Origin of the sequence: Pantoea sp. ANP04, assembly GCF_041982285.1 — a bacterium.
Classification (GTDB): Bacteria; Pseudomonadota; Gammaproteobacteria; order Enterobacterales; family Enterobacteriaceae; genus Pantoea; species Pantoea eucalypti.
In genome coordinates this window covers 34,213-47,087 of record NZ_JAUTYS010000008.1, presented here as the reverse complement: position 1 = coordinate 47,087, position 12,875 = coordinate 34,213, and the positions used below count along the sequence as shown (strand labels likewise).

Annotated in this window: 11 protein-coding genes; 6 read left to right on the top strand and 5 right to left on the bottom strand. The window is 55.9% G+C overall.

All coding sequences use genetic code 11. From position 1 onward, the window contains the following. Positions 1-139: 139 nt before the first annotated feature. Positions 140-721: a glycine cleavage system transcriptional repressor gene (locus Q7C21_RS12320; protein ID WP_003848785.1), complete on the bottom strand. Its 582-nt coding sequence runs from the start codon at positions 719-721 to the stop codon at positions 140-142. Between the two features lie 143 nt (positions 722-864). On the opposite strand from Q7C21_RS12320, the gene dapA reads away from it, so the two are divergent. From dapA to ypfH, 6 genes are all read left to right on the top strand, one after another. Beyond that, a complete protein-coding gene (gene dapA, locus Q7C21_RS12315) occupies positions 865-1,743 on the top strand; it encodes a 4-hydroxy-tetrahydrodipicolinate synthase (protein ID WP_003848787.1) in 879 nt (292 codons plus the stop codon). Between the two features lie 14 nt (positions 1,744-1,757). Further along, entirely contained in the window at positions 1,758-2,789 is a 1,032-nt protein-coding gene (bamC, locus tag Q7C21_RS12310; RefSeq protein WP_003848789.1) for an outer membrane protein assembly factor BamC, read from the top strand. A gap of 145 nt (positions 2,790-2,934) precedes the next feature. Next, positions 2,935-3,648 (top strand): phosphoribosylaminoimidazolesuccinocarboxamide synthase, encoded by a 714-nt coding sequence (gene purC, locus Q7C21_RS12305; RefSeq protein WP_003848791.1) that lies wholly within the window; start codon positions 2,935-2,937, stop codon positions 3,646-3,648. A 140-nt stretch (positions 3,649-3,788) separates the two neighbouring features. Then, entirely contained in the window at positions 3,789-4,658 is an 870-nt protein-coding gene (locus Q7C21_RS12300; RefSeq protein WP_110411154.1) for a neutral zinc metallopeptidase, read from the top strand. Continuing rightward, positions 4,655-6,607, top strand: a complete 1,953-nt coding sequence (locus Q7C21_RS12295; protein WP_337026979.1) for a GNAT family N-acetyltransferase — start codon at positions 4,655-4,657, stop codon at positions 6,605-6,607. The genes Q7C21_RS12300 and Q7C21_RS12295 overlap by 4 nt, the downstream gene beginning before the upstream one ends. Positions 6,608-6,704: 97 nt before the next feature. Continuing rightward, positions 6,705-7,385, top strand: coding sequence for an esterase (gene ypfH, locus Q7C21_RS12290; protein WP_003848796.1), 681 nt, complete (start codon positions 6,705-6,707; stop codon positions 7,383-7,385). A 31-nt stretch (positions 7,386-7,416) separates the two neighbouring features. On the opposite strand, the gene Q7C21_RS12285 is transcribed toward ypfH, so the two are convergent. The 4 genes from Q7C21_RS12285 to acrD all read right to left on the bottom strand — a co-directional run bounded on the left by Q7C21_RS12285 (position 7,417) and on the right by acrD (position 12,822). Next, the gene (locus Q7C21_RS12285; protein WP_003848800.1) at positions 7,417-7,605 is read right to left on the bottom strand and encodes a YpfN family protein; all 189 of its coding nucleotides are present in this window, start codon (positions 7,603-7,605) and stop codon (positions 7,417-7,419) included. Between the two features lie 22 nt (positions 7,606-7,627). After that, positions 7,628-8,755, bottom strand: coding sequence for a succinyl-diaminopimelate desuccinylase (gene dapE, locus Q7C21_RS12280; protein WP_105098927.1), 1,128 nt, complete (start codon positions 8,753-8,755; stop codon positions 7,628-7,630). A 1-nt stretch (position 8,756) separates the two neighbouring features. Continuing rightward, complete coding sequence (locus Q7C21_RS12275) at positions 8,757-9,125, bottom strand: ArsC family reductase (protein WP_008926544.1); 369 nt, start codon at positions 9,123-9,125, stop codon at positions 8,757-8,759. A gap of 580 nt (positions 9,126-9,705) precedes the next feature. Then, positions 9,706-12,822, bottom strand: coding sequence for a multidrug efflux RND transporter permease AcrD (acrD, locus tag Q7C21_RS12270; RefSeq protein ID WP_003848807.1), 3,117 nt, complete (start codon positions 12,820-12,822; stop codon positions 9,706-9,708). Positions 12,823-12,875: the final 53 nt, after the last annotated feature.

Below are 12,875 nucleotides of genomic sequence, written 5' to 3'. Positions count from 1 at the left end.
CTTATTCAGGCTGTGGGTAATACACCATCCGGCCAGAAACGGCCAGCAGCAACATTACCATCAGGGGGTATTTCACCACATAGCCGAGCATTCAGGCGTCAGTAATGTGGAGAAATAACTCCGGTTTAAGGACCAAAGCTTAGCGTATCGCGCTGACAGGTTCGCTGCTGTCGGCGTCTGAGACACTGTAGAGACGTAGCGTTCCCTGGGCATTCAGCTCCTGGCACAGGGTATTAAAAGCCTGCTCAAACGACGTGCCACGGGTTCGCGTTGGACTGTGGGCCGTCATTTGAATATAGAGTGTCGGTGGCAATTCGTGTTGCGCAGGTGTGATTCGCGACACCAGTTCGGCCACGTTCATCTGATGCTTATCAATAAGATCGGTGAAACGCTCAATAATATGCGGCGAATCGGCCACTTCAACCTGGATGAATGCGGTGTCGGGCATCGGCGGACGAAGCCGGGCATTGGTTCGCTTCATGACGATCAGCAGCTCCAGCTCTGCGCCTTTCAGCGGCAATGTCGATTCAATCAGTGTGATTGCGTTCCAGCTGCCCGACAGCAGCATAATAAACGTGAACTCATCCCCGAGCATGGCAAGACGGCTATCTTCAATATTACAACCGCAGCTGCTGACGTGTCGGGTAATGGTGTTGACGATACCCGGACGGTCAACACCAAGCGCGGTGATCACCAGATGATGGGGCTGAGATTGCGGCAAAATGGCTTTTCCTCTGCTTTCGCTAATAACCATAAGGTAAACATAAAAAAAACTGCTGACAAGCGCGGGAATGGCGTGGCTTGCTTGCTTTTCCCTAAGTGTAAAACGTACCATGAAGCACTTGTTTGTCGAGGGGATCGCCAATGTTTACGGGAAGTATTGTTGCACTCGTTACGCCAATGGATGACAACGGTAATGTCTGCCGGTCGAGTCTGAAAAAACTGATTGATTATCATGTCGCCAGCGGCACCGCGGCGATCGTTTCCGTCGGCACCACAGGCGAATCTGCAACCCTGAGCCATGAAGAACATGGTGATGTGGTGATGCTGACCCTGGAACTGGCTGATGGCCGTATCCCGGTGATAGCCGGAACCGGTGCAAACGCCACCGCTGAAGGCATCTCTCTGACGAAGCGTTTTGAAAATTCCGGCGTGGTGGGTTGCCTCACCGTGACGCCTTATTACAATCGTCCGACCCAGGAAGGGCTGTTCCAGCACTTCAAAGCGATTGCGAATAGCACCAGCCTGCCACAGATGCTGTATAACGTTCCCTCGCGCACCGGTTGTGACATGCTGCCGGAAACCGTTGCCCGCCTGGCCGAAATCAAAAATATTATCGGAATCAAAGAGGCAACCGGGAACTTATCGCGTGTTAGTCAGATCCAAGAGCTGGTAAATGAAGATTTCATTCTGGTGAGTGGCGATGACGCGACTGCGCTGGACTTTATGCAACTGGGCGGTAAAGGCGTCATTTCGGTGACCGCAAACGTCGCTGCACGCGAAATGGTTCAACTGTGTCAACTTGCACAGCAGGGCAATTTCGTTGAAGCACGCCGCCTGAATCAGCGTCTGATGCACCTGCACCAGACGCTTTTCTGTGAACCCAATCCTATCCCGGTGAAATGGGCTGCGAAACAGCTAGGATTAATCGCTAACGACACGCTGCGTCTGCCAATGACGCCACTGACTGCAGCTGGCCAGCCGAAAGTGGAGCAGGCGCTGGTGAAAGCGGGTTTGCGATAATTTAGGGAGTTTGAATGAATTACTCAGTAAAGCGGTCAACAGTAGCCACAGTGGTGGGGCTTTCTACCCTGATGCTGTTGTCGGCCTGTTCAAGTGATCAGCGTTATAAGCGCCAGGTCAGTGGTGACGAATCTTATCTTGAAGCCAGTCAGTTAAGTGAACTGAAAGCGCCGGCCGGCATGATCCTGCCGGTACAGCGTGGTGATTACGATGTACCGCGCACCAGCAGTCAGGCACCCACCGGCAAGCAGCTCGACATTCGTCCACCTGCCCAGCCGCTGGCGCTGATGAACGGCACCCGTGCGCAGTTCAGCAACAACACGGGCGCACTGATGATTGATAGTAGCCGTGGTTCAGTCTGGCCCCGCGTCGTGAGCGTCGTGCAGTCAAACAATTTCGCGATTGCTTCACGTAATGACGCCGGCCAGCAGCTGACGACCGACTGGGTACAGTGGAACCGTGCTGATGAAGATCAGCAGTATCGTGGTCGCTACCAGATCAGTGTGCAGTCGCAGAGCTATCAGCAGCAGCTCACCGTACGTCTGCTGGAGCTGCAGCAGGCGGGCAAAACCGTTACCTCACCTGTGCAGATTCAGCGCTATACCGCGCAGATGCTGAATGAAATCAGCACCGGTCTGGACAAGATTGATACCGCCAGTGAAAACGCGGCGGCAGGTCGGGTGAGTGGGGCTATTGATGTGCAGAGCGGCGCAGATGATACCGGCCTGCCAATGCTGATCCTGCGCACGCCATATAATGTGGCGTGGCAGCGTCTGCCTGAAGCGATGAAACGCGTTGGGATGGAGGTGACGGATACCACTCGCTCAACGGGTAGCATGAAAGTGACCTACAAGTCACTGAGCAGCAGCGACTGGGATTCCATTGGCGCAAAAGACCCGGAATTACCTGACGGTGATTACAAAGTGCAGGTCGGTGATTTGGACAACCGCACCAGTCTGCAATTTATCGACCCGAAAGGGCATGTGCTGACCCAGTCGCAGAACGATGCGCTGGTGGCCGTGTTCCAGGCGGCGCTGAACAAATAAAGTTGCCTCAGGCCGGAGATTCTCCGGCCTTTTTATTTTGTTTTTGGCATAATAGCGCGCGGCGAAGTAAACGATTGCGTCAAGGCAATCGCCGCAGCGGCACTGGCCGCTGAACACCCGTTATTTCAAGTCTGGAGTGAATAAGATGCAAAAGCGAGCTGAGTTGTATCGCGGTAAAGCGAAAACCGTATACAGCACCGATAATCCGGATCTGCTGATACTCGAATTCCGCAACGATACGTCAGCAGGTGATGGCGCCCGAATTGAGCAATTTGATCGCAAAGGAATGGTTAACAACAAGTTTAACCACTTCATCATGACCAAATTGCAGGAAGCGGGTATTCCAACCCAGATGGAAGCGCTGCTGTCTGATACCGAAGCGCTGGTGAAGAAGCTGGAGATGGTGCCGGTAGAGTGCGTGGTCCGTAACCGCGCCGCAGGTTCGCTGGTAAAACGTCTGGGCGTGGAAGAGGGCATTGTGCTCAATCCCCCGCTGTTTGATCTTTTCCTCAAAGATGATGAAAAGCATGACCCGATGGTCAACGAATCCTACTGCGAAACTTTTGGCTGGGTCAGCAAGCAGAACCTGGCGCGGATGCAGGAACTGACCTTTAAAGCCAACGAAGTGCTGAGCAAGCTGTTCGACGATGCGGGTCTGATTCTGGTTGATTTCAAACTTGAGTTTGGTCTGTTTAACGGTGAAGTCACGCTGGGCGATGAGTTTTCGCCAGATGGTGCACGCCTGTGGGACAAAGAGACCCTGGATAAAATGGACAAAGACCGTTTTCGCCAGAGCCTGGGTGGCGTAGTCGAAGCTTATGAAGCAGTGGCACAGCGGCTGGGTGTAAAACTCGACTGAGTCAGCCTGCAGTGCAGTAAGTAAGCAGAATAAAACGGAGAGCCCAGGCTCTCCGTTTTCATTTCAGCCTAAAGCTGGTGATTGCCCGGTCACGCAACTAAAATCATGCCATCTGAAAAAAATGACTGAGGGAAGAGAGCATGCGCTGGCAAGGGCGTCGCGAAAGCGACAATGTAGAGGACCGTCGCGATCAATCGTCCGGTTTAGGTGGCGGAGGCCGTCAGATTCGTCTGCCGCGCGGCAAAGGCGGTATCATCCTGTTGGTGGTGGTGGCTATTGCAGGTTATTACGGTTATGACCTGACCGCGCTGCTGACGGGTGGGGACGTTGCACCAACCAGCCAGCAGCAACAGCGCAGCGTCAGCACCAATGATGACGAGGCTGCAAAATTCACTAAGGTGATTCTTGCAACCACGGAAGATACCTGGGGCAAGCTGTTCAAACAGATGAACAAACAGTATGTTGCACCGAAGCTGGTGATGTATCGCGGGGCAACCCGAACCGGCTGCGGCACAGGCCAATCCGTGATGGGACCCTTCTACTGTCCTGCCGATCAGACTGTCTACATCGATCTCTCTTTCTATGACGAGATGAAAAACAAACTCGGCGCTGACGGCGACTTCGCCCAGGGCTACGTTGTCGCGCATGAAGTGGGCCACCATGTTCAGAAACTGCTGGGTATTGAGCCTAAAGTACGTGAAATGCAGCAGGGCGCGAGCCAGACGCAGGTCAATCAGCTCTCTGTGAAAATGGAATTGCAGGCAGACTGTTTTGCCGGTGTCTGGGGACACTATATGCAGCAAGAGAACATCCTTGAAGCAGGGGATTTGCAGGAAGCGCTGAACGCCGCGGAGGCGATTGGTGATGACCGTCTGCAGCAGAAGGGTCAGGGCCGCGTAGTGCCGGACAGCTTTACCCATGGCACCTCTGAGCAACGCTACACCTGGTTTAAGCGCGGATTTGATGGTGGCAATCCAGGACAGTGCAACACCTTCGCCAGTAACGGATGATCGCAACACAGTCTATGCAGCAGGCCGGTGTGCGTCGCCTGGCCGTGATCAGCGGCGACCCGGACTGGTGCCTGGAGCGTGCTGCAGAGTGGCATGAAGCGTTGCCAGGCGACTGGCTGGTGCTAAGCCCGGAGCCGCTCCTTTCTGCTTCCTCTGGTGAGTCACTTATACACAAACAGCCAGGTGCGGTTCGCACGCTGCTTGGCCGTGAATTTCGTCATGGGATATTCGATGCCCGCCAGGGCTTTCATGCCGAGGCTTTCGCTGCGCTGGCTGGCACGCTCACCGCAGGTAGCTGGCTGTTACTGCTGGTCCCGCCCTGGGAACGGTGGTCGCAGCAGCCTGACACCGACAGCCTGCGCTGGGCCGATGTCGCTCAGCCCATTCCAACACCCCGTTTTGTTCACCATCTGCAACAGCTGATCCTGGCGGATGACCAGGTACTGCTGGAGCGGCAGCATCAGCCATGCCGTTTTCCGGTGCAGCCTGACTGGCCAGAATGGCACTGTCAGGCCCCGCAACAGCAGCAGGCGATACTCGATCAACTGATGAGACTGCCATCGGGGATCGCGGTGCTGACCGCCGCCCGTGGACGGGGTAAATCGGCGCTGGCGGGGATGCTGGCCCGCCAGAATCGCCATTGTCTGGTCACGGCACCCGCGAAAGCTTCAACGGAGGTGCTGGCCACCTTTGCCGCTGAGCATTTTCACTTTATGGCGCCGGATGCACTGCTGGCGCTGGAGCCGCCGCCCGAGGCGGATTGGCTGATTGTGGATGAAGCGGCGGCGATACCGGCCCCGCTACTGCAGGCGCTGGTCAGCCGGTATCCCCGTGTGCTGCTCACCACCACTGTACAGGGCTACGAAGGCAGCGGGCGCGGCTTTATCCTTAAGTTCTGCGCCGGGCTTAGCGGGGTGCACTATTTCACGCTGGACGAGCCGCTGCGCTGGTCGCGTTGTGATCCGCTGGAGCAGTGGCTGAATCAGGCGCTGCTGTTTGACGATGCCAGCGCGACGGCACCCGATTCTCCGGCCACACCGCATCCTGTTGAACGTCACGATTTCAGCACGCTCGAAGCCGCCTATCGCCTGCTCACCAGCGCGCACTATCGCACGTCGCCACTTGATCTGCGCCGCCTGCTGGATGCGCCGGGTATGACGTTGTGGCGGGCGGGCGAGACACCTGCATTACAGGGTGCACTCTGGCTGGTGGAGGAGGGCGGTCTTGAGCCAGCACTGGCGCAGGCGGTCTGGGCGGGCACCCGGCGACCACGCGGGAATCTGGTGGCGCAATCGCTGGCAGCCCACGCCGGTCTTGCCGAAGCGGCAATCCTGCGCTCGCAACGAATCAGCCGTGTTGCCGTGGCAACGGAGAGCCGTCGCCGCGGAATCGGTCAGCAGCTTGTGGCCGCCGCGGCCCGTGCGGCTGCCGAACACGACTACCTCTCTGTCAGCTTCGGCTACACTGAATCACTCTGGGCGTTCTGGCGCGCCTGTGGTTTTACTCTGGTGCGAATAGGCAGTCAACTCGAAGCCAGCAGCGGCTGCTATGCGGCAATGGCTATTCTGCCCTGTTCTGCTGCGGGCAGGGCATTAGCGCGCCGGGCGGCAGAACAGCTGGCGCGTGACTGGCCACTGTTGCGACAACATATCGCGCTGGACCTGCAGTTTGATCAGATCCCAGATAATGGATTAACAGCCCAGGATATGCATCTGGCCATCGGTTTTGCCTGGGCGCAGCGGCCCCTGGAGGCGAGCCTGCCGGTATTGCAGCGTCTGGCAGAAGCCAGTGTCGCGCCCGCCCCGTTATTGGCCGCAGTCGTTGCCGCCCCCGATGCGCTAAGCGAGCTTGCCCGGCAGGCAGGCGTGAGTGGCCGTAAAGCGCTGGTCGCGGTGTTACGTCAGCAGGCAGCAACAGCGCTCCAGAGCCTGGGTGTGACTGCGGACTGACTGCACCGGCCGTTGAAATAATTCGACCAGCTGGTTCAAATTATCCCCATATCATTTTTTGCTACGCGGCGTAGAGTGAACACAGGAGGTCAACAACATGACACTGAAATATGTAATCGTTCAACAGCCTGCTACCACAGCACAGCTGTTTCTGCTCTACCATGGCGTTGGCGATAACCCGGATTCAATGGGTGAGATTGGTCACTGGTTTGCGAAAACCTTTCCCGACGCGCTGGTGGTGTCCGTTGGCTCGCCTGGCGCGGTTCGTCAGTGGTTTGGCGAAACTGACCTGCACGATCAGACTATCCAGCAGCGGGTTGATGCGGCGATGCCGCAGTTTGTCGAGTCGGTGCGGCACTGGCAAAAAAAGAGCGGCGTGCGGGCGGAAGCGACAGCCTTAGTCGGTTTTTCCCAGGGCGGCAGTATGGTGCTGGAAGGCGTCAAAGCGAATCCTGATCTGGCGGGCCGCGCGGTGGTGTTCAATGGCAGGTTTATCACGCTGCCGGAGAAAGCCAGTACCCGCACCACGATTCATCTGATCCACGGTGATTATGATGAGCAGATCCCGTTGCACCATGCACAGGAGGCGGAGCAGCGGCTGACCGCCCGCGGGGGCGACGTCACTCTGGACATCGTTGACGATCTGGCGCATGCCATCGATCATCGCAGTATGGAACTGGCGCTGAATCATCTGCGTTATACGGTGCCAAAACGCTACTTTGATGAGGCGTTAAGCGGCGCAAAACCCGGTGACGATGACGTTATCGCGTTGATGTAAAAATGCCCCTGCAGAGCAGGGGCATTTTCGTTTACTTCTTCTTCGGCCAGTTATCGTCGTCATCCCATTTATCGTTGAAATCACGATGCGGCGGCAGGTCTGGTTTGTTATCCATAAACTTCTTGTGATCGATGCGTTTCAGATCTTTATAAACGTTCATCAGCACGCCAACCATCAGCAGGATCACCAGGATCCACCAGTAATCTTTAATAAATTCCATTTGCTGCTCCTTAACATCGCCATCAGGCGATCAGTTGTTCCATGATGCGTTGGTACATCCGGCTCAGCATCTGCAGATCTGAAGCTTTCACACACTCATTGATTTTATGAATGGTGGCATTTACCGGTCCCAGTTCAACCACCTGCGCCCCCATCCGGGCAATAAACCGGCCATCAGAGGTTCCACCCGTAGTCAGCAGCTGCGGCTTAATTTCATTATAGTGCGCGACAGCTTTTACGACGGCATCAACCAGCTTACCGCGCGTGGTCAGGAAGGGTTGACCCGAAAGTTTCCACTCAATGGTGTAACGCAGCTGGTGACGATCCAGCAATGCTTCGACGCGCTGACGAATCAGCTCATCAGTGAGTTCAGTGCTGAAGCGGAAGTTAAACTGCACAAACAGCTCGCCAGGAATCACGTTGTTGCTGCCGGTGCCCGCCTGGACATTGGCAATCTGCATGCTGGTTGCCGGGAAGAACTCATTCCCCTGATCCCACTCCGTGGCGACCAGCTCATTCAGTGCTGGCATTGCCCGGTGGACCGGATTATCCGCAAGGTGCGGATAGGCGACGTGCCCCTGCACACCATGCACCGTCAGGTTGGCAGTAATTGATCCACGACGGCCATTTTTCACCACGTCACCGACCACTTCCGTACTGGACGGCTCACCGACCAGGCAATAGTCGAGCCGTTCCCGGCGCGCCATCAGCCGTTCAACCACTTTAACCGTGCCGTTGGTCCCGCTGGCCTCCTCATCAGAGGTAATCATAAAGGCGAGTCGCCCTCTGTGATGGGGACGTGCTGCAACAAAACGTTCGGCAGCTACCACCATGGCGGCCAGTGAACCTTTCATGTCGGCCGCACCACGACCAAACAGCATGCCATCGCGTATGGTGGGCTCAAAAGGTGGGTTGATCCAGCGACTGGCATCGCCAGGCGGCACCACATCGGTGTGACCGGCAAACGCCAGTGTTTCACCTTCGCCACGGGTGGCCCAGAAATTCAGGGTGTCGTCGATGTTCATCGTTTCAATCTTAAAACCAATAGTTTCAAGACGGGCGATCAGCAGAGCCTGACATCCGGCATCATCGGGGCTGAGGGAAGGGCGACGAATAAGCTGCTGCGTCAGCTCAATGACCGGGCAAAACATATTATGACCTCTCCTGGATAGCATTCTGATAGGTGGCTTCGCTGAAACCGGCGAGCAAACTGCCATCCGGGGTGCGCAACAGCGGGCGCTTAATCATGGCGGGATGCGCCAGCATCAGCGCTTTGGCGCTGCTGGCATCGGTAACCCCTTCACGGTCGGTCTCTGGCAGTTTACGCCAGGTGGTGCCGCGGGTATTAAGCAGGGCTTCGTAGCCCAGCGCATCGATAAATTCCTGCAGCAGGACATCGCTCAGGCCATCGGCACGGTAATCGTGAAAGTGATACTCAACGCCTGCGTCTGTTAAAAAGCGCCGGGCTTTTTTTATGGTGTCGCAATTTTTAATCCCGAACATCACCCACTGCGTGCTCATTGCCCGATCCTTATTGTCCTGTGAGAAGTAAAAGCTAAAAAAGCAGCCAAAGCGCGAGTTTACCATAGTGTGATCCGTTGCGGCAGTTGCCGGGGCGCGGGAATCTGACCCGCGATCGTGTCGTGAAAGCCACCGTTTATCCTCGGGTAACCGCTGTCAATTTCTCAGGTAATCATTACCTTGCTTAGCATTATTTTATTCGGAATTTCGCCATGCAGATAAAATAGTCTACCGCTGGGCTTAAAATAAATTATTTTCAATCGGGTTAAGGAGTTGCTGAAATGTGCGTCAGCTTCCAGAACCGGCAGAATTCATGTTTTTATCAGGCTTGCCGATAAATAAAACAGGTGTAACCGTATTCACCTGATTAAAAAAAGAGCGTAACATCGCCAGCACAATAAGAGAGGGCATCATGATTGACACTGAAATGGGAACCTGGAAAGAATTTATCGAAGCAATGTTACGCAACAAGTAACAGGCTGAGGTAAAGGCGGGGTAAACCTGCTGACTGGAATTCTTACCACACACAGAAATAAGGCGGCCACTGACATCAGTGGCCGCTTTTTATTTGCCTCAGTGATCAGTCGAGTGGCTTCTCTTTAAGCGGGAAGCGACGGCGAACCAGCACAAAGAACAGCGGCACAAAAAAGATCGCCAGCAGCGTGGCGGAGATCATTCCACCCATCACACCGGTTCCTACCGCGTGCTGACTGCCGGAGCCTGCGCCGCTGCTGATTGCCATCGGCAGCACGCCAAAGATAAAGGCCAGCGAGGTCATCAGAATCGGTCGCAGACGCTGACGCGATGCCTCCAGCGTGGACTCCACCAGTTCGCGTCCTTTACTGTTAATCTCATTAGCAAATTCCACAATCAGGATGGCGTTTTTGGCGGATAACCCGACGACTGTCAGCAGGCCCACCTGGAAGTAGACATCATTCTCCAGTCCGCGCAGCCAGGTCGCAATCAACGCGCCGACGACACCCAGTGGGACCACCAGCATCACCGAGAACGGAATTGACCAGCTTTCATACAGTGCGGCCAGGCAGAGGAATACAACCAGCAACGATATCGCATACAGCGCCGGTGCCTGTGAGCCAGAGAGGCGCTCCTGATAAGAAGCACCTGTCCACTGGAACCCGACGCCCAGCGGCAGGGCATTCACCAGCTTTTCCATCTCGTCCATTGCCGTGCCGCTGCTGACGCCATTAGCCGCTTCCCCGACAATCTCCAGTGAAGAATAACCGTTATAGCGTTCAAGACGGGGTGAGCCGGTCTCCCAGCGGCTGGTGGCAAACGCGGAGAAGGGGACCATTTTGCCGCTGCTGTTGCGCACATACCACTTATTGACGTCGTCCGGCAGCATGCGGAATTCGGCGGCGGCCTGTACATAGACCTTTTTCACCCGGCCGCGATCAAGAAAGTCGTTCACATAGGTTGAGCCCCAGGCCGTGGTCATCGTGTCGTTGATGGTATCCAGCGACACGCCCAGCGCCTGCGCTTTACGGGCATCCACATCGATCTGCAGCTGCGGACTGTCATCCAGTCCATTGTGCCGTACCCGTGACAGCGACTTATCGTTGCCGGCCATCTCCAGCAGTTTGTCGCGCATCGCCATCAGTTGGGTATGGCCGATACCGGCGTGATCCTGCAGTTCCATGTCAAAACCAGAGCTGCTGCCCATGCCGGTGATAGCAGGTGGACTGCTGGCAATAACCCGGCCCTCTTTAATCTTCTGAAACGCTTTGGTCGCGCGATCGATAATCGCAAACGAAGTCCGATCGGCGCCGGGCCGCGCTTCCCAGTCTTTCAGACGGACAAACAGACGTGCGACGTTCTGTCCATTGCCGCCCGGCCCGGCACCGATAGTGGAGAAAACCGACAGTACGTTGGCCTTCTCCTCGGTGAGATAATAATTTTCGACTTTGGCAACGACGCTGGCCGTTTGCTCAAGCGTCGCACCTGCCGGAAGCTGAACCTGAGTCAGGAATACGCCGCGATCTTCCAGCGGCAGAAACGACGTCGGCAGACGCAGAAACAGAAACGCCATCAGGCCAATAATCGCGACATAGACCAGCAGCCAGCGACCACCTGTGCGCAGGATGCCCGCAACGCCGCGTTCATAGCGGTCAGCGTTACGATTAAAGTGGCGATTGAACCAGCCGAAGAAGCCGCGACGCTCGTGCACCTCGCCCTGCGTAGCGGGTTTGAGCAGTGTGGCACAGAGCGCTGGCGTCAGGATCATCGCCACCAGCACCGACAGCACCATCGCCGAGACAATGGTGATAGAGAACTGACGATAAATGGCGCCAACGGTACCGCCGAAAAACGCCATTGGCACAAACACCGCAGAGAGCACCAGCGCAATACCCACCAGTGCACCCTGAATCTGTCCCATCGATTTTCGTGTGGCAGCACGCGGCGAAAGTCCCTCTTCATGCATGATGCGTTCAACGTTTTCCACCACCACAATGGCATCATCCACCAGTAGTCCTATCGCCAGCACCATGGCAAACATGGTCAGGGTATTGATGCTGAATCCAAAGGCATAAAGGACGCTAAAGGTGCCAAACAGCACTACCGGCACCGCAATGGTGGGAATTAAGGTGGCGCGGAAGTTCTGCATAAACAGATACATCACGCCAAATACCAGCACGATTGCTTCAAGCAGCGTCTTCACCACATCGGTAATTGATGCTTTGACGAACGGCGAGGTTTCATAGGCAATTTTTGCTTCCAGGCCGTGAGGGAAATAGTGCGAGAGTTCCTCTATACGCGCCCGTACCAGCTTATCGGTGTTCATCTCATTAGCACCGGACGCGAGCTTCACGCCCAGGCCTGACGCAGGCTGGCCGTTATAGCGGCTCAGATAATCATACTTCTCTGCGCCCAGCGCCACGGTGGCAACATCGCCCAGCGTCACCACAGAACCGTCGGGATTGTTCTTCAGGGTAATGGCCCGGAACTGCTCGGGGGTCTGCAGCATCGACTGGGCGTTGACCGTGGCGTTAAGTGCCTGTTTCTCCACCGACGGCAGGCCACCGACCTGACCCACAGCCACCTGGGTATTCTGCGACTGGATTGCATTAACGACATCGTCGGTGGTGAGCGCGTAAGCGATCAGTTTGTTGGGATCGAGCCAGATGCGCATCGCATATTGCGAGCCATAAGCATCAACCTGGCCAACGCCATCAATACGGCTCAGCGGGTCCTGAATATTACTGGCGACATAGTCTGAAATATCCTGCTTATCCATACTGCCGTCGGTCGAGACGAAGGCCACCATCAGAATATTGCTGTCACCGGTTTTGTTGACCGTCACGCCCTGCGACTGCACCGCCTGCGGCAATTTGCGCAGGGCGGACTGCAACTGGTTCTGAACCTGCTGGCGGGCTTCGTCGGGATTGGTCCCGGCAGTAAAGGTGAGGGTGATTTGCGCCTGACCGGTGTTGCTGCTGTTCGAGGACATGTACATCAGATTATCGATGCCGGTCATGTTCTGCTCGATCACCTGAGTCACGGTGTTTTCCAGCGTCTCGGCGGATGCGCCGGGATAGTTAGCGGTGATACGCACATTAGGTGGAGCCAGATCGGGATACTGCTCAACAGGCAGCGAAATAATCGAAAGGGTGCCACACAGGCACAGCAGAATCGCCAGCACCCAGGCAAAAATGGGGCGGTCGATAAAGAAATTCGACATTAAATCGACACTCCTCAGGACTTATTATTATCGGTCAGGCCCACCGGCAACGG